Source organism: Halomicrococcus pelagicus (assembly GCF_051917725.1).
Lineage (GTDB): Archaea > Halobacteriota > Halobacteria > Halobacteriales > Haladaptataceae > Halomicrococcus.
Genome location: NZ_JBQBLX010000004.1, coordinates 128,104 through 144,773, shown reverse-complemented (window position 1 = coordinate 144,773; position 16,670 = coordinate 128,104). Strand labels below are relative to the sequence as shown.

At 69.2% G+C, this 16,670-nt stretch carries 14 protein-coding genes; 5 read left to right on the top strand and 9 right to left on the bottom strand.

Annotation, left to right across the window (positions count from 1 at the left end):
- Positions 1–25: 25 nt before the first annotated feature.
- Positions 26–1,885 carry an ABC transporter ATP-binding protein gene (locus tag ACTF4R_RS12335; protein WP_440008175.1) on the top strand — a complete coding sequence of 620 codons (1,860 nt, stop codon included), beginning with the start codon at positions 26–28 and terminating at the stop codon, positions 1,883–1,885.
- Entirely contained in the window at positions 1,882–3,774 is a 1,893-nt protein-coding gene (locus tag ACTF4R_RS12330; protein ID WP_440008174.1) for an ABC transporter ATP-binding protein, read from the top strand. Before ACTF4R_RS12335 ends, ACTF4R_RS12330 begins: the two co-directional genes overlap by 4 nt.
- A 241-nt stretch (positions 3,775–4,015) precedes the next feature.
- Here the strand turns inward: ACTF4R_RS12330 and ACTF4R_RS12325 are convergent, their stop codons facing one another.
- The gene (locus tag ACTF4R_RS12325; protein WP_440008172.1) at positions 4,016–4,840 is read right to left on the bottom strand and encodes an arylamine N-acetyltransferase family protein; all 825 of its coding nucleotides are present in this window, start codon (positions 4,838–4,840) and stop codon (positions 4,016–4,018) included.
- Positions 4,841–4,973: 133 nt separating this feature from the next.
- On the opposite strand from ACTF4R_RS12325, the gene ACTF4R_RS12320 reads away from it, so the two are divergent.
- Positions 4,974–5,987, top strand: a complete 1,014-nt coding sequence (locus tag ACTF4R_RS12320; RefSeq protein ID WP_440008170.1) for a DUF7351 domain-containing protein — start codon at positions 4,974–4,976, stop codon at positions 5,985–5,987.
- 30 nt (positions 5,988–6,017) lie between these two features.
- On the opposite strand, the gene ACTF4R_RS12315 is transcribed toward ACTF4R_RS12320, so the two are convergent.
- Genes ACTF4R_RS12315 through ACTF4R_RS12290 form a run of 6 tightly spaced genes read right to left on the bottom strand, consistent with a single transcriptional unit; the run spans position 6,018 to position 14,515 of the window.
- Positions 6,018–7,850, bottom strand: a complete 1,833-nt coding sequence (locus ACTF4R_RS12315) for an IucA/IucC family protein (RefSeq protein WP_440008169.1) — start codon at positions 7,848–7,850, stop codon at positions 6,018–6,020.
- On the bottom strand, positions 7,847–9,235 hold the full coding sequence (locus tag ACTF4R_RS12310) for a lysine N(6)-hydroxylase/L-ornithine N(5)-oxygenase family protein (RefSeq protein WP_440008168.1): 1,389 nt from the start codon (positions 9,233–9,235) through the stop codon (positions 7,847–7,849). Before ACTF4R_RS12310 ends, ACTF4R_RS12315 begins: the two co-directional genes overlap by 4 nt.
- Entirely contained in the window at positions 9,228–9,866 is a 639-nt protein-coding gene (locus ACTF4R_RS12305) for a GNAT family N-acetyltransferase (RefSeq protein ID WP_440008166.1), read from the bottom strand. Before ACTF4R_RS12305 ends, ACTF4R_RS12310 begins: the two co-directional genes overlap by 8 nt.
- Complete coding sequence (locus tag ACTF4R_RS12300) at positions 9,863–11,665, bottom strand: IucA/IucC family protein (RefSeq protein ID WP_440008165.1); 1,803 nt, start codon at positions 11,663–11,665, stop codon at positions 9,863–9,865. The genes ACTF4R_RS12305 and ACTF4R_RS12300 overlap by 4 nt, the downstream gene beginning before the upstream one ends.
- Positions 11,662–13,152 carry a pyridoxal phosphate-dependent decarboxylase family protein gene (locus tag ACTF4R_RS12295; RefSeq protein ID WP_440008163.1) on the bottom strand — a complete coding sequence of 497 codons (1,491 nt, stop codon included), beginning with the start codon at positions 13,150–13,152 and terminating at the stop codon, positions 11,662–11,664. The genes ACTF4R_RS12300 and ACTF4R_RS12295 overlap by 4 nt, the downstream gene beginning before the upstream one ends.
- Positions 13,145–14,515 (bottom strand): diaminobutyrate--2-oxoglutarate transaminase, encoded by a 1,371-nt coding sequence (locus tag ACTF4R_RS12290; protein ID WP_440008162.1) that lies wholly within the window; start codon positions 14,513–14,515, stop codon positions 13,145–13,147. The genes ACTF4R_RS12295 and ACTF4R_RS12290 overlap by 8 nt, the downstream gene beginning before the upstream one ends.
- A 289-nt stretch (positions 14,516–14,804) precedes the next feature.
- On the opposite strand from ACTF4R_RS12290, the gene ACTF4R_RS12285 reads away from it, so the two are divergent.
- Positions 14,805–15,470 (top strand): cyclase family protein, encoded by a 666-nt coding sequence (locus tag ACTF4R_RS12285; protein WP_440008160.1) that lies wholly within the window; start codon positions 14,805–14,807, stop codon positions 15,468–15,470.
- Here the strand turns inward: ACTF4R_RS12285 and ACTF4R_RS12280 are convergent.
- Positions 15,467–15,601, bottom strand: a complete 135-nt coding sequence (locus ACTF4R_RS12280) for a hypothetical protein (protein ID WP_440008158.1) — start codon at positions 15,599–15,601, stop codon at positions 15,467–15,469. The two genes, ACTF4R_RS12285 and ACTF4R_RS12280, sit on opposite strands and share 4 nt — an antisense overlap.
- Positions 15,602–15,780: 179 nt before the next feature.
- Here ACTF4R_RS12280 and ACTF4R_RS12275 point away from each other — a divergent pair, with 179 nt between their 5' ends.
- Positions 15,781–16,407, top strand: a complete 627-nt coding sequence (locus tag ACTF4R_RS12275; protein WP_440008157.1) for a uracil-DNA glycosylase family protein — start codon at positions 15,781–15,783, stop codon at positions 16,405–16,407.
- On the opposite strand, the gene ACTF4R_RS12270 is transcribed toward ACTF4R_RS12275, so the two are convergent.
- The gene (locus ACTF4R_RS12270) at positions 16,373–16,558 is read right to left on the bottom strand and encodes a hypothetical protein (RefSeq protein WP_440008155.1); all 186 of its coding nucleotides are present in this window, start codon (positions 16,556–16,558) and stop codon (positions 16,373–16,375) included. The two genes, ACTF4R_RS12275 and ACTF4R_RS12270, sit on opposite strands and share 35 nt — an antisense overlap.
- Positions 16,559–16,670: the final 112 nt, after the last annotated feature.

Below are 16,670 nucleotides of genomic sequence, written 5' to 3'. Positions count from 1 at the left end.
ACGCGAATCCGACACAGTTCACTCCATGCAAACGCCACAGAAGTCGATCGGCTATCTCCTGCATCGGTTCGCCAGACGACACTGGGCGAGGTTCACGGAGGGGATCTGCTTTCTCCTCCTCGCGCTGTTCCTCCAGCGCATTCCCGCCCTCTTCATCGGGGTCGCCCTCGACGCGCTCCTCCTGGAGAGCCGGGCGTTCACGCTGCCACTGCTCCCCGCCGGCTGGATTCCGACGACGACGAACGGACAGGCCCTCCTGACGGTCGGCGTCCTCGGAGCCGCGATAATCGTCGAGAGCGCGTCGAAGTGGTACGGGCAGCTCGTCTACGAGGAGGCGACCCTCCGGACGCTTCACGAGATACGGACCACCACCTACGACACCGCCACGTCGCTCTCGATGCGCTTCCACGACACCAGCGAGGGTGGCGACATGCTGAGCATCCTGAACGACGACGTCGACAACCTCGGCGACCTCTTCGACGGCGCACGTGACGGCGTCCTCTACGGCGGTGACATCCTCAGCGCGTTCGCCTTCATGCTCCTGCTGAACTGGAACCTCGCGCTCGTCGTCGCCGCGTTACCGCTGTTAATCGTGGCGACGGGTCGCGTGTACGCCGCACTGCTGGAACCCAGGTTCGACGCCATCCGGGAGAGCGTCGGGGCCATGAACGTCCGCCTCCGCGACGCTATCGAGGGGCTGGACACCGTCAAGGCCTTCACGCAAGAAGCGCGAGAGCGCGCCCGCGTTGCGGACGCGTCCACCGAGTACAAGCGTTCGAAGTGGTCGGCGATCCGCCTTCGTGCCGTCTACAATCGGGTCTCGTGGCTCATCGCCGCCGTCGGCATCTGGGGACTGTTCCTGCTGGGCGGGTACTGGATCATCGCGGGACCGCCACTGTGGTTCACCCAGACGCTGTCCGCCGGCACGCTACTGACGTTCATCATGTACACGTTCTCCTTCCTTGACCCGACGCGGCGCCTCGCGGTCGACGTTATCAACAAGTTCGAGAGCGCGCAGGCGTCGAGCAAGCGGGTCGTCTCCCTCCTCCAGAGCGGCGACCGAATCGAGGAACGCGACGACGCTCCCGACCTGAGCGTGACCGAGGGCCGCGTCGAGTACGACGGCGTCTCCTTCTCGTATCCGACGGCCGAAGAGCAGACGCTCCGCGACGTTTCCTTCGCCACCGACTCCGGCGAGTTCGTCGGCGTCGTCGGTTCGACTGGGGCGGGCAAGTCCACGCTGATGAAGCTCCTCTTCCGGTTCTACGACCCCGACTCGGGCACCGTCAGGATCGACGGGCAGGACGTCACCACCGTCGACGTCGAGAGTCTCAGGGACCAGATCGGGTACGTCAGCCAGGAGCCGTTCCTCTTCCACGGCACGGTCCGGGAGAACGTCGCGTACGCGACCCCGGAGGCGACGCGGGAGGACGCCGTGACCGCCGCAAAGCAGGCAGGTGCACACGAGTTCGTCCGCGAACTGGACGACGGCTACGAAACCACCATCGGCGAGCGAGGAGCGACGCTTTCGGGGGGCCAGCGCCAGCGCATCGCCATCGCGCGCGCCATCCTCCCCGACCCCCCGATTCTCGTCTTCGACGAGGCGACCAGCCACGTCGACAACGAGACCGAGGTCGACATCCAGCGGAGCCTGCACGAGATGTCGGGTGACAAGACGGTGTTCGCGATCGCTCATCGGCTCTCGACGGTTCGAAGTGCCGACCGCATCCTGGTGATGGACGACGGACGACTCGCGGAGGAGGGCACGCACGAGGAACTCCTCGAAGAGGACGGAACGTACGCCACGCTCTGGCGCATCCAGACCGGCGAGATCGCCGTCACGGACGAGACGGCCGGTCGCGCAGAGAGCGGGGTGGTCGAATGACGGACGCGACGATCGGCGAGCGGTCGGAGCGGGAGTATCCGCTGCTCGCACTGATACGGGAGCACGGTCGGTCGGACGTTCACTATCTGGCGGTCGCGGTGGTGGCACGGGTGATGGCGACGTTCCTGAGCTTCGCGGACGTGTTCCTCATCGGCCTCGGCATCGACGCGCTGTTCAACGACGAGCCGTTCGCTCTGCCCTTCCTCCCGCAGGCGTGGGTCCCGGCCGAACCGCTTTCCCTCCTGCTGTTCATCACCGGACTGCTGGTCGCCTCGAACCTCCTCACGAACCTCGGCGGGTTCGTCACGGAGTACGGGTTCGGCGTGTTCGCCCAGCGAGTCATCCACGACGTCCGCGTGAGCACGTTCGACGCCGCCCAGCGGATTCAGCTCGGCTTCTACGACGAGAGCCGGACTGGAAACGTCATCAGCGTCCTGAACGACGACGTGAATCAGCTCAACACCTTCCTGAACACTATCCTCAGTGCTGCTATCTGGATCGTCGTCACGCTCGTCAGCGCGTTCGTCTACATGTCGGTGTTGAACTGGCAGCTCGCGCTGTTCGTCCTGCTCTCGGGGCCGCTCATCGGCGGGGTCAACGTCTGGTTCTCGCGACGGCTCGAACCGCTCCAGGACCCGGTCCGAACCGAACGGGGGGCGCTGAACGCTCGGCTCGAGACGAACCTCAGCGGCATCGACGTCGTCAAGTCGTTCACGGCCGAGGAGCACGAGCGCGAGCGCGTCGAAGCCTCCTCGTTCGACTACTTCCGGACGCGCTTCGCGAGTCGCCGGGCGGCGGTCCAGCAGAGTCCCGTGAACCGGCTCATCGTCGGTACCTGGCTGCTGCTGACGCTCGCCATCGGCATCTACTGGATCGTCGACGAGCCGCCGCTGTTCTTCACGGGGGCGCTGACCGCTGGCCAACTCGTACCCTTCCTCTTCTACATGGAACGGCTCACGCTCCCGCTCAAGAACTTGAGCGGCGTGATCGACCACTACACGTCCGCGAAAGCGTCCGCCAAGCGAATCGACGGTCTCGCGACCGTCGACGGAGGGTTCGAGAACGATGCGGAGACAGCGCTGGAGGTCACCGAGGGTCGCGTCACGTTCGACGACGTGACGTTCGGTTACCCGGGGAGCGACCAGCGCGTCTTCGACGGTATCGATCTCACCGCGGAACCCGGGACGACGGTCGGTCTCGTCGGCGCGACGGGAGCGGGGAAGTCGACGCTCGTGAAGCTCCTCCTGCGATTCTACGACGTCGACGGGACGGACGACCCGTCGGCCAGTCGGACGGAGTCCGACGACGGCGACGGCGGTGCCATCTCCATCGACGGTCGGGACGTCCGCGACGTCTCCCTGGAGAGTCTCAGGGAGGCCATCGGGTACGTGGACCAGGAGTCGTTCCTGTTCGACGGGACGGTTCGCGACAACATCGCGTACGGAGTCTCGGACGTCTCGCAGGGTCGCATCGAGGAGGCCGCCAGGACGGCGGGTGCCCATCGGTTCATCACGGAGCTTCCGGACGGGTACGAGACGCGGGTCGGGGACCAGGGCACGACCCTCTCCGGCGGCCAGCGCCAGCGCATCGCCATCGCGCGCGCCATCCTCCCCGACCCCCCGATTCTCGTCTTCGACGAGGCCACCAGCCACGTCGACAACGAGACGGAACTGGTGCTCCAGGAGAAGCTCGACGAACTCACCGCGGACCGTACCACCTTCATCGTCGCACATCGCCTCTCGACGGTCCGGGACGCGGACCGGATTCTGGTGCTGGAGGACGGGGACGTCGTCGAACGGGGGACCCACGACGAACTCGTCGAACACGGCGGCGCGTACGCCACGCTCTGGCGCATCCAGATCGGGGACGTCGCCGAGGTGCCATCCTGAGGCCGGGACCGGACGAGCGGTGCCGTACCGACCCCAGGTCGGCGTGCTCGTCGATGGCGTCGTCGGTCGGAACCTCGCAACCGAACGTCCGCGACCGCCACCTGCGAACGAAACCCCGGGCACGACGAGCACCGCACAATCTGACTATCGGAACTGCATGCCGCCGTACCGATTCGTACTACCAGCTAATACCCGTGGCGAACGACGAGGGAGCCGGTCGAGGGACGAAACGGAACCGGTCTCAGGAAGAACTCGGTCGGTCGGACGGGTAGCGCAGGCCGAACTCCCGTTCCAGCACGTCGTACCACTCGCTCGGCTCGACCGGTCGTTCGCGTTCGTCGCCCTCGGTCGCGCGGGTGAGCGCGTCGGGCGTGAGCTTCACGTACCCCCGCTCGGTGGCGACGAGGACGACGGGGTCGCCGGTGAACGCCGAGTCGGGAGCGGTCTGGAAGTACTCGCAGGTCGCCTCGAAGTAGTGCATCTCCCGTGGCACGGTCCGGAAGATGTACCTGTCCTGCCAGTCGTCGGCGTCGGACCGCCGGTACCGGGTCACGTGGTCGGCGTCCGGCCGCTCGCTCTCGACGACGCGCCACTCGACGCCGGCGGCGTCCGAGTGAGTCGTCCCGTCCATCGGGACCGGGCGTCGCAGCTTCGGGAGGCCGAGGCCGACGTCGACCAGGTACGGCCGGTCGAGGGAGACGCGGAGGACGAGGTGGTCCGCTGGCGGTCCGAACGTGCCGTCGTCGCTCGCGATTCGGGCGGAGAGGCGGTCAACGTCGAACCCGAGTTCGTCGAGGAGCCATCCGAACAGCCCGTTGAGTTCGTAACAGAAGCCGCCCCGCTCGCGGTCGACGATCTTCTCGTAGAGGTCGGAAAGCGCGAGCGACACGCCCTCGCCCCCGCGGTCCCCGTGCGGGTCGCCGGTGATGGACAGCGTCTCGAACGGGACCGCGGTGACGTGCGCTCGCTGGAGACGTTCGAGCGTCTCGCGGTCGCGGGCCAGCGCGCGCGACGGCTCGACGCCGATGCGGGACAGGTAGCGTTCGTGGTTCATGTCGTCCGTCACGGTTCCTGTCGAACGTCGCGTCGACAGTCACTAAAGCACTCGCTGAACTCGATTATCGTTCCTCTCGTGACATTTCTGACCGCCGACGGGTCGGACCGAAAGTGATTATCCACCTCCCGTACACGTCTCCCGCATGGCGGGTGAGGACCACGAACCGGCCACCGAGGCGGCCCCGACAGCCGAGGAGACGTTCGCACTGGTCGGCAACGAGGTCCGGGCGGGAATCCTCCGGACGCTCAGCGACGCCCGCGGCGGCGAGGGGAGTCCACCGTCCCTGTCGTTCTCGGAGCTTCGTTCGCGCGTCGACGCCGACGTCCGGAGCAGCCAGTTCAACTACCACCTCCAGCAGCTCGTCGGGCAGTTCGTCGAGAAGCGTGCGGACGGGAACGCCCAGCTCGTCGAAGACGTCGTCGACCGGGAGGACGGCGGCTACGCGTTGCGCCCCGAGGGGACGATGCTCACCCGGACCATCCGCGCCAGGACGACCGGCGACGAGTCGGTCGACCGCCTGGCCGTCGACCTCGACTGCTACCACTGCGGGACGCCCGTCGAAGCGACGTACCGCAACTCGATATTCAAGATGCAGTGTCCCGACTGCGAGTATCTCTACGAGTACGACCTGGTGCCGCCCGGCGTCCTCGACGACGACGAGCGGACGCTGCTCTCGCAGGTCGGCGAGCACCAGCGCCACGTTCGTCTCTCGTTCGCCCGCGGCGCCTGTCCGCTCTGCGGAAACGCCGTCGGCGTGCGGTTCGTCCCCCCGTCCGACACGGGGTACCCGCGTCCGGACCTGCGCGAGGCGTGTATCAACCGGGCGTGCGACCACTGCGGTCACCGGAACTACCTGCGGGTCGGCGAGGCGCTCCTGCGCGACCCCGCGCTGATATCGTTCTGTCACGAGCGGGGGCTCGACGTGACGACGACGCCCATCTGGGAGCTGGAGTTCGCGGCGACCGACCGCTTCACGACGGTTCGCTCGACCGACCCCTGGGAAGTGGCGCTGTGCGTCTCGCTCGACGGCGTCTCCGCGAGTGGCGCGGAACGAAGCTCCGCGGACCGTTCGAGCGGGCGAGGCCCGCGGGAGGGCGACGCGCTCGAACTGGTCGTGGACGAGGACCTCTCGGTCGTCGAACGCGACGACCCGTAGCGGTCGCCGGCGAGACGGGAGTGGGCCGGGTCAGTCGTCCGTCCTCGGGTGAACCCGACTGTCGTCCGCCACCTCGTGGAGGGCGTTCGTGACCGTGCCGTGTTCCGCGGCGTGCGGACGACCGGGAGCGTCGTCGTACCCGTAGTTGAATAGGCGGTTGCGGTTGAGCGTCAGCTTCGTGAACTCCGGCTGGAGCAGGTCGAACAGTTCGAAGCGGTCCTCGAGTTCCGGGAACTGCGACTGGTAGTCGAGGACGGTCTCGCGGGCGTGCGTCCAGAACTCTTCCTCGTCGTAGTCCTCGTGGACCTCCAGCACGTCCGCGACGTAGCGGAGGACGCAGACGAACAGGCCGCAGAAGACGAACTGGGTGAGACCCTCGGGCGGTTCCTTCCGGAGCACGTCGTCTACCGCCTCGGGGAGGGTCTGGAGTTCGGGCAGGGGCCGGTCGCTCACGTTCACGTCGTCGGCGAAGTCCTTGACCGCGAGACGGCTCGGAGTGCCGTCCTCGACGACGAGGATGGTGTTCTGGCCGTGCGGCGAGAACGCCGTCCCGTAGCGGTAGAGGAAGTGGAGGAGCGGCGGCAACACGGTGTCGAAGAACTCCTCGACCCACTCGTCGAGGGTGAGTCCGGAGCGCTCGACGAGCCGCGAGAGGTACGGGACGCCGTCGCCGTCGACGTGCATCAGCGCGGAGAGCGTGACGGCCCGCTCGTCGTCCTCCAGGAACGTGTAGATGGACTCGCGCCAGACTGCGCCGAGCAGTTCGTGGTACTGGTAAGGCGACCCCTCGATGCCGACGAAATCGTCGTGGTCGTAGTTGACGCCCGCTATCTCGCCCGGGAGGACGACGCCCTGCTCCTGCAGGAACTCGTCCCGCTCGTAGATGTCCTTGACGTACCGGGTGACGGTCGGCGCTATCTCGGTGCGTTCGCCCGGGAGGCCGCGCCAGACGAGCGTGTTGAGGATGCGCATCGGCACCTTCACGTGGTGTTTCTCCTCGCTGTCGAGGTTGACGAAGGTGCGCACCGACTGCTGGGGGAGGTACTCGTCCGGTCCCTCGCCGAGGGGAACGATGTCGTCGCTGGCGATGTCGCCGGGGAACAGCGGGACGATGCTGTTCTCCCACTGCCAGTCGTGGACCGGGACGAAGTAGTAGGCGTCCGGGTCGCAGCCCCGGTCCGCGAGGCGGTCGCGGAACAGGTCGTAGTGGTCGCCAAGTTCGCCCCGCACCAGCGAGTCGTGGTCGCGGTCGGGCGTCGCGGTGAACGTCGCCTCGCTCCGCCGGACGGCCACCCACGACAGCGTGACCGGTTCCTTCCGTTCGGGGGCGTACTGCCGGTAGTCGTCGTACCCCCACCCGAGCCGACCCTTGTTGTAGGTTATCCACGGGTGGCCCTCCATCTCACCTTCGAGGTGCGCGTAGTCGAGGTCCGCGGGGTCGAACCCGTCGCGTTCGCGCTTGCGAGCCTCGACGTGGGCGTCGGCGAGGAGCGTCCGCTCGTACTCGCGGACGAGGTTGCCGGCCGTCAGCGCGTCGAGGTCGACGGTCGCTTCGAGGTCCCGGAGGAGGCGCACGGGGTCGGTCGCGGTCGTCCACGCGTCCCCGTCGGCGGTGCGTCGTTCGACGGTGTCGCCGTGGACGCTGTAGCTGTCCATCAGCCGCTCGGTCGCCTCGAAGCGGTAGCTCGCGGGGTCGAGGTCGACGCGGTAGACGTGTCGGTCGCAGCCCGCGACCACCTTCTTCGGGTGGAGTATCTCCTCGTAGGCGAACTCTTCGAGCATCTTCGCGAGGAGACGCCGCTCGACGGTCTCCCAGACGTCCTGGCTCAGCGCTGCGTCGCGGATCGTGTCGTTCGGGTTCATGGTCTGTGGTCGTTCGTACGCGGGGTCGTTTCGCTCCCGTCGCGGGAGGCACCGGGCGCGCGCTCGACGAACCGGTCGACCGAGAAGTCCTGGAAGACCGTGTCCTCGTCGTCGGGCAGGACCTCGCGGCCGGCGAGTCGGTTGACGAACTTCGAGTTGCGGTAGGCGCCGAGGCCGAGGTCCGGTACGCCGACGCCGTGCGTGTGGAGTTCGGCGTTCTGGAGGAAGACGTCGCCCGCGTGGTCGACGTCGAGGCGGTGGTCCTCGGTCACCGCGAAGCGACCGCGGTCGTCCCAGCGGATAGCGTCGGCCAGCGGGTCGAGGAACGACGGCGTGGGCCGCTCGTAGCCCGTTCCGAGGACAACGACCTCGGCCTCGTGGACGAACGACTCCTCGGCCTGCCACTGGCGGCAGTCGAGGGCGTAGGCGTCGCCCACGTCCGCGATGTCGCACACCTCGGTCATGGCGAACAGTCCGACGTCGGGGTCGCGGTCGCCGATGGAGCGCCGGTAGAGCAGGTCGTAGATGGCGGCGCTCGTGTCTGGGTCGACGCCCTTGTAGAGGCGGTCCTGACTCGGGACGAGGTCGTCTTTGACCGCCTGGGGGAGGTCGTAGACGTAGCGCTCGTACTCGGGCGTGAAGTGCTGGAGGCCGAGCTTCGAGTACTCCATCGGGAAGAACCCGTCCGATCGAGTGAGCCAGTCCAGGCGGTAGTCGTGGGTAGCCTGCCGTTCCAGCAGGTCCTCGAACACTTCGCTCGCGCTCTGGCCCGACCCGACGACGGTGACGGAGTCCGCGTCCAGCACGCGCTCGCGGCGGTGGCGGTACTGCGAGGTGTGGAAGACGTCGTCCTCCGGATGGCCCTGCAGGTGGTCCGGAATCTGCGGCCGGGAGCCGACGCCGAGCGCGAGGTTCTCGCCGCGGTACTCGAAGCGCTCGTCGGTTCCGGGACGGCGCGCGGCGACGACGTACTCGGCCGCGTCGTCGTCCCACCGGATTTCGGTGACCTCGCGGGCGAACCGGGTCGCGTCGAGGCGCTCCGACACCCACTGGAGGTAGTCGTTGTACTCGCGGCGGGGCGTCTGGAACGTCTCGTAGAAGTAGAACTCGTAGATGCGACCCGTCTCCCGCAGGTAGTTGAGGTAGCTGTGGGGGTTCGTCGGGTCCGCGAGGGTGACGAGGTCCGCGAGGAACGGCACCTCGAGGGTCGTCCCCTCCAGCAACATCCCCTCGTGCCACTGGAACTCCTCGTCCCGTTCGAGGAAGACGGCGTCGACGTCGACCGCGTCGGTCCCGTCGAGGAGCGCGGCGAGACCGAGGTTGAACGGTCCGAGGCCGACGCCCACGACGTCGTGGGTCGTCGCTGACCCCGCGTCCTCAGTCATCATCGTCCACCCCCTGTGCGGGCGCCGCCGGCGGGTCCGTCAGCACCTCGGACTCGAAGCGGTCGCGGTCGCAGACGAGGAGCGTCGCGTCCTTCTCGCGCTCGTCGAAGCGGAACTCCCCCTCGTCGCGGAAGCCGCAGCGTTCGAAGACGCGGCGGGCGCGCTCGTTGCGCGCGTCCGGTTCGGCCACCACCCGCCGGGTTTCGGGGTGACGGAACTGCATGGCGACCACGGCGCGCAGCAGGGGGAGCGCGTACCCGTGTCCGAGGTACTCCTCGGGGCCGACGAGGAGGTGGACGCCCTGGTCGTTCGGGTCGGCGTCGTAGTGGTTCGCGAGCGCGTCGTCGGCCGCCCAGTAGCACTCCCAGTAGCTCATGGGGACGTGGTCGAGACAGCCGACGTAGGGCGTGAGGTGGTCGGCCTCGAGCTTCTCGCGGAGTTCCTCGCGGAACGCGGGCAGCGGCAGGTCGAGTTGCCAGTAGGGCTTGACGTGCTCGCTCCCGAGCCACCGGTGGAGGCGGCCGAGGTCCCGGTCGAGGTCGACCGGCCGGAGCGACACCGTCTTGCCGACCTCGTGCGCGTGCGTCTGGTAGTCGTACCGGGCCGCGACGACGGCGTCCGGTCCCGTCACGCGCGACCCACCTCCAGTTCGGCGACCAGCGGATTCTTCACGTCCGCGTACACCGACTGGTTCTCCAGGTCGTTCCGGAGTTCGTCGAGGCCGCGGAAGCGCGTGAGGAGGTTGGCCTTGCACGGGACCGTCTCGTCGTCCAGGAGCGGGCCCAGGAACGACGAGGACGGGCGGTCGTAGCGCCGCCGCGCCCGTTCGAGTTCCTCTCGGAGGAGCCACAGGAGCCGTCGCTCGTCGACGAGGTCCGCGGCGCCGAAGGCGTTGACCACGCCGAGAGCGTTGTTGAGTATCACGTAGTAGCGCAGGCGCTCGTCCGCGACGGCGTCCGCGCAGACGGTGTCCGCGCGCTCGCCGACACCCGGGAGGTACTCCTCGACCTGGGGGTACACGGACTCGGGGAAGTAGAACCCCTGGTTGTCCCGGTATCGGAACTCGGCGGGGTAGCCGTCCCCGTCGAGGGTCACCACCGAGTTCTGCTGGTGCGCCTCGACGCCGACGCCCTGCACGAGGTAGAGCCACAGCACGGGCCGAATCCCGACTTCGAGGTACCGCCGGAACCACTCCTCGCTGACGGCGGCGGTGTCGCGACCCTCGCGCTCCGCGACGTCCGCGACGAGGCGGCCGAGGCGCGACGGACCCGCGATGCCGTCCTGACAGAGCGCGACGACGGGCGTCGAACGCTCGGCGCGGTCGCCGGTGAACGGGTTGGCCCGGAGGGCCGTCTCCAGCCCCGACTCGGCCCCGTCGCCGGCGTCCAGCGCGAGGTACGCCGGGTCGCGGACGACGTCGAAGTCGGGGAACTCGGCGCGGAGTTCGTCGCCGAACGCGGTGTCGAGGAGTTCGGCGACGGCGACGCCTCGCTCCAGTTCCGACCGCTTGTTCGTCCGGACGGAGTTGGTTATCTTCACGCGGAGCGACGACTTCACCATGAGCGACGCGTCGGGGCTGTAGAGCGTCCGGACCGACGTCGTGGGTGCGAACTCCCGGCCGACAGCGCCGAGGTGCTCGAGGCCGTCGCCGAGGTGGGTCCGCACGTGGGGGCGGTCGAGCAGGTAGTCGGCCTGCCACGGGTGGACCGGCAGCAGGACGTCGTCGGACTCCACGTGGTCGGCGACGAACGACGACGGCACCTCGGGGTCGTCGCGGAGGGCGTCGTCCACCCACTCGGCGGCCGACCGGTCGAGCGCGGAGGCCTGCGAGACGAGGCCGGGGTCGGCCCGGAAGTAGTGGAGCGGGAACGACGCCCGGAGTTCCGGCGCGTACGTCTCGCGGTCGCGCTCGGCGATTCCCTGCCTGCTCTTCGGCGTCGGGTGGCGGTGGTGGCCGAAGACGAGCGACTGTTCGGCGTCGCGAAACGAGACGTTCGGGCCGACGAGTCGGTCCTCGTCGCCGGCGCGCGCCGCGACGAACCGCGCCGTGTTCTGCTCGCTCCGGAGGACGCGTTCGAGGAGTTCGTCGCGGACGTCGCCCGCGTCGCCGCCGTCGGCGAGCAGAAGGTCCTTCGTCACCAGCGTCGCGAGCGTCGCGGCGTCGGCCCGGTGGACCGACCCGTCGGGGAGACGGTACCGGACGGGGAAGTCGAACAGGTGGCGCTCGGTCGGCGAGCGGTGTGCGAGCGGCGCGACGACCGCGACGCCCTGCGCCGAGAGCGTCGCCCGCAGAAGCCCGTCGGGACCGGGTTCGACGCCCGCAACGGCGTCCTCGTGGACCGAGTACTCGCCGGTCTCGCGGAGGTAGCAGTTCAGGAACGCCTGCACCGTCGCCCGGTCCGCGCGGGCGTCCGGGTCGACGTCGCTCATGCCGTCACCTCCCGCCGGACCGCGGTGACGGTCCGGGCGCAGTCGCGGATTGCGTCGAGGACGGCCGCGACGTCGTCGAGCGTCGTCCGGGGGTTCATCAGCGTGAGCTTCAGCGCCGCCACGCCGTCGACCTCGGTGCGGGCGACGACCGCCCGCCCCGCGTTGAACAGCGCCTCGCGGACGGCGCGGGTGAAGCGGTCGAGTTCGCCCGCCGTCAGGTCCTCGTCGGGTCGATAGCGGAAGACGACCGTGTTCAGCGACGGGTCGGCGAGGAGGTCGAAGTCGTCGGCGTCGGCGAGGAGCGCGGCGGCGTCGTCCGCGGTGTCGAGCGTCGTCTCGACGAGGGCGGCCAGGCGCTCCCGGCCGAGCGCCCGGAACGCGACGTAGGGTTTCAGCGCGTCGAAGCGGCGAGTCGTGCGCGTCGACTTCTGGACGAGGTTCGGAGCCGCCGCGTCCGCGGGGTTGAGGTACTCGGCGTTGCGCGCGGCGTGGGCGAACGCGGCGCCGTCGCGAACGAGGAAGGCTCCGCAGCTTATCGGCTGGTAGAACAGCTTGTGGAAGTCGACGGCCAGCGAGTCGGCGCGCTCCACGCCCGCGAGGCGGTCGCGCTCGTCGCCGAGCGCGAGCGCCCCGCCGAACGCGGCGTCGACGTGGAACCAGAGGTCGTGGTCGGCCGCGCGGTCCGCGAGGTCGTCGAGCGGGTCGATGGCCCCGAAGTCGGTCGTGCCGGCAGTGCCGACGAGCGCGAACGGTTCGTGGTCGCGGTCCCGGAGGTCGGCTATCGTCGCGTCCAGCGCCGACGGGTCCATGCGCCGGTCGTCGTCGGTCGGGACGGTGACGACGGCGTTCTCCCCGAGGCCGAGGTGGGCGGCCGCCTGCTCCGCGGTGAAGTGCGCCTCCTCCGAGCAGAGGACGCGGAGCCGCTTCGCCGCGAGCGGCAGTCCGGAGGACTGGACGTCGCGGCCGAAACGGTCGGCGCAGTACCGGTTCCGGGCGAGCAACAGCCCCTGGAAGTTCGACTCCGTCCCGCCGCCCGTGACGACGCCGTCCGCGCCGTCCGGGAGGTCGAAGAGGTCGGCGAGCGCGTCGACGACGCGCCGCTCGACGAGCGTGGCGGCCCCGCTCTGGTCGAACGAGTCGAGCGACTGGTTGGTCGCCGAGAGCAGCACCTCGGCGGCGAGTCCGGGCACCATCGGCGGGCAGTGCAGGTGGGCGGCGGTCCGCTCGTCGGCCACGTTCACCGTGTGCGGGAGGACGCGCTCTGCCACCTCGTCGAGCGCCGCGTCGAGGCCGACGCCCTCCTCGGGCAGCACGGGACCGTCGTCGAGCAGTGCGTCGAGAGCGTCGGGGGAGCGGCCCGAGAACGGCCGCTCGCGGTCGGCGGCGTCGACGACCGCCTCGACGGCGCGGTCCAGCGCCTCGCGATAGGTCGCCTCGCCCGCCGTCGTGCCGAGGAAGAGCCGTTCGGCGTCGTCCGCCTCAGTCATCCGTCGACACCTCTCCGGGGGCGTTCGCGACGGCTTCGACCGCCTCGTCGAAGATGCCGGCGATGTCGTCGACCTGTTCCGACGAGACGACCAGCGGCGGGAGAAAGCGCGCGGTAGCGCCGTCCCGGCCGCCGAGTTCGACGACGAGGCCGCGGTCGAAACACGCCGCTCGAACCGCCTCGGCGAAGTCGCCGTCGGGTGCGTGCGGACCGGCACCCCGCCACGGCGCGTCCGGGTCGACGAACTCGACGCCGAGCATCAGCCCGCGACCGCGAACGTCGCCGACGCGGTCGAAGCGCGCCGCCGTCTCCGCCAACCGGGTGCGCAGGCGCGACCCCATCTCGGCGGCGTGGTCGTCGAGGTCGTTTTCCAGCACGTACTCGACGGTCGCTTCGCCGGCGGCCATCGCGAGCTGGTTGCCGCGGAAGGTTCCCGCGTGTGCACCGGGGTCCCACGCGTCGAGCGCCTCGTCGTACACGACCACGGCGAGCGGGAGGCCGCCGCCGACGGCCTTCGAGAGCGTCACCACGTCGGGCGTGACGTCGGCGTGCTCGAAGGCGTACAGTTCGCCGGTGCGGCCGAGGCCGGTCTGGACCTCGTCGACGACGAGCGGAACGTCGTGTTCGCGGGTGACCCGACGCATCTCCCGGAGCCACTCGTCCGGCGCGGGGACGGACCCGCCCTCGCCCTGAACCGGTTCGAGGATCATCCCCGCGGGGTCGGTGACGCCGCTCTCCGGGTCGGCGAGCAGGTTCTCGACGTACGTGCTCGCGGTTCGATGGCCCGCCTCGCCCCCGATGCCGAAGGGACAGCGGTAGTCGTGGGGGTACGGCAGGTGATGGACGTCGTCGACCAGTCCGGGGACCGCCTCCTTGGCGTCGGTGTCGCCCATCAGCGAGAGCGCGCCGCTGGTCATGCCGTGGTACGCGCCCTGGAACCCCAGGACGCTCCGGTTCCCGGTGGCAGTCTTCACGAGTTTGAGCGCCGCTTCCACGGCGTCGGTACCGGCGGGACTGCAGAACTGCACCTTCGCGGAGTCGGCGAACTCGTCGGGGAGGCTCTCGAAGAGCGAGTCGACGAAGCGCTCCTTCGCGGGCGTCGAGATGTCGAGCGTGTGGAGCGGACGGTCGGCGTCCATGGCTCGCTCCATCGCCTCGGTGACGACGGGATGGTTGTGCCCGAGCGCGAGCGTTCCCGCGCCGGCGAGACAGTCGTAGTACTCGTCGCCGTCCATGTCGGTGACGGTGACGCCCTGCGCTTCGCGGATGGCGAACGGGAGGTGGCGCGGGTAGGTCCGCGCGTTCGACTCCCGTTCGGCCTGCTGGGCGAGAATCGCGTCGTTTCCGCCGTCGAGGTAGCTCACGGGGAGAACCCTCCGAATTCGGACGGTTCGGCGTCGCACCGCAGTTGCGTTCGTGGTGTCGCTCGCTGCATACATCGATTTAGGCTAACCTAAACCAACGTAAAGGCATCGAATTTTAGGCCAGCCTAAACGCAGTGACCTGTCGTCGGCCGACACCGTAACTTCTGGCGAGAAGAACGCGACGGGCGGCCCGAGCGCACGTGCGCGGTCGAAGTCCTCCGGCGCGTGCGTCGACCGCGACGCCAGGAGTTCCGCACGGGATTTGTACGGGCGCGACGAACCGGCGACCGTGACCCGCGACCTCTCACATCCCCTCGGTCCGTCGACGCAGGTGTATCCGGGCGACCCCGACGTGACGCTGTCGCCGCACGCGACCCACGAGACGGACGGCTACCGGGTGACCCGGTTGGCGCTCGGCACGCACAGCGGGACGCACGTGGACGCGCCCAGCCACACCGAACCGGACGGACGGACGATAGAATCGTTTCCGGTCGAGACGTTCGCGTTCGACGCGCGCCTCGTCGACTGCACGGACTGCGGCCCGCGCGACCCCATCGAACGGTCGGCGCTCCCCGAGACGGACGCCGACCTGCTCGTCCTCCGGACGGGGTGGGCCGACCGCTGGGGCACCGACGCCTACCGCGACCACCCGTACCTGGCGCGGGAGGCCGCGGCGTGGTGTGCCGACCGCGGTCACCACGTCGCGGTGGACACGCTCAGCGTCGACCCGACGCCGACCGGAAGCGAGAGCGGGGGCGACGACCGACCGCCGACCGGCGAGGAACCGGCGGGCGTGCCCGCCCACCACGAACTGCTCGGCGCGGAGCGACTGATACTGGAGAACCTGACGAACCTCGCGGGGCTCCCGCAACGGTTCCGGCTCCGGGCGTACCCCCTGCCGGTCTCGGACGGGGACGGCGCGCCGGTTCGGGCCGTCGCCGAGACGGACGGCTAGGGTCGGAACCAGCAGTAGCCGTAGGGGGCCAGCGAGACGTGCAGGTCGTCGCCGTCCGCGTCCCGGAACGTCTTCAGGTCCACGGAGTAGACGGTGGCGTCCTGGTACCACGAATTCTCCGTCTCTCGCACGACCGCAACCAAGGAAGGAGGGTTAGAAAATCATGTGGCTGGGATACTACACGAAGAGGCGTGACGGCGAGCCGTCCGTCTTCCGACAGTTCCGCCGGACGACCGTACTGCCTTTAACCCGGACGCGACTACTGCACGACGTGCAGAACGTCACGGACCGGACCTCCAACCCATTCGGCATGTCCCCGCCCTGCGAGTACGACTGTGCGGCCGACGGCGGCCGGTCGGCCGTGTTCGGCTACGGCGACGCCAACGCCGACTTCCACCTCGTCGGCGACCATCCGAACGCTCACGGCGGCGGTGCCACCGGCGTCCCGTTCACCGACGGCGTCGCGGGCGAGCGACTCCAGCCGGTGCTGAACGAGGTCGGACTGCTCGGCGACGCCTACAGCGACGAGCCGACCGTCTCGAACCTCTTTTCGAGCTATCTCCACATGTGCTGTCTGCCCGACGAACGGGAACCGACCGACCGGGAGTACGCCGCCCTCGAACCGTTCTTCGACGCGGAACTGCGAGCGATCGCGGCCCACGTGTTGCTCCCCGTCGGCGAGCGAGCGACGGCGCACGTCCTCGAGGAGTACACCGCGCGAGCGTCGGAGCTGTCCCGGGGGATGGCGTCCCTGCACGCCGCCCAGTTGAAAGGCCGGGGCTTCCTCGTCGTGCCGATACGCGACCCGCGCGAGTGGGAGGCGGGCGACGACGACGCGCTCCGCGACGAACTCGCAGGGATTCTCGCGGGGGACTACCGCCAGACGGTCGACCTCGGACGGTTCACCGCGACCGACGAGCCGTACGAGGTTCGGTGACGACGCGAACTACCTCCTCGACGATGGCTCCGACCATCGACAGCGCCAGCAGCGCGACCGGGAGCAGTACGAGGTCGACGACGACGAGTCCGACGACGGCCCCGATTCCGATGGCGACCAGCTTGGGCGTTCCGAGCGACTCGATGTCCATGGGGGACAGTCGGCGTCGAGGCACTTGGTGACTCCGGGCGACCGCGGCCCGTCGCGCGGTCGAGCGACCGACGGCTACCGGCGGTTGAACTGAACATCTATGGGGAACGGGT

Excerpts from the sequence above, each read along its gene's own strand:
- ACTF4R_RS12335 (WP_440008175.1), top strand. The coding sequence starts at position 26 with ATGCAAACGCCACAGAAGTCGATCGGCTATCTCCTGCATCGGTTCGCC.
- ACTF4R_RS12330 (WP_440008174.1), top strand. The coding sequence starts at position 1,882 with ATGACGGACGCGACGATCGGCGAGCGGTCGGAGCGGGAGTATCCGCTG.
- ACTF4R_RS12320 (WP_440008170.1), top strand. The coding sequence starts at position 4,974 with ATGGCGGGTGAGGACCACGAACCGGCCACCGAGGCGGCCCCGACAGCC.
- ACTF4R_RS12315 (WP_440008169.1), bottom strand. The coding sequence starts at position 7,850 with ATGAACCCGAACGACACGATCCGCGACGCAGCGCTGAGCCAGGACGTC.
- ACTF4R_RS12310 (WP_440008168.1), bottom strand. The coding sequence starts at position 9,235 with ATGACTGAGGACGCGGGGTCAGCGACGACCCACGACGTCGTGGGCGTC.
- ACTF4R_RS12300 (WP_440008165.1), bottom strand. The coding sequence starts at position 11,665 with ATGAGCGACGTCGACCCGGACGCCCGCGCGGACCGGGCGACGGTGCAG.
- ACTF4R_RS12295 (WP_440008163.1), bottom strand. The coding sequence starts at position 13,152 with ATGACTGAGGCGGACGACGCCGAACGGCTCTTCCTCGGCACGACGGCG.
- ACTF4R_RS12275 (WP_440008157.1), top strand. The coding sequence starts at position 15,781 with ATGTCCCCGCCCTGCGAGTACGACTGTGCGGCCGACGGCGGCCGGTCG.
- ACTF4R_RS12270 (WP_440008155.1), bottom strand. The coding sequence starts at position 16,558 with ATGGACATCGAGTCGCTCGGAACGCCCAAGCTGGTCGCCATCGGAATC.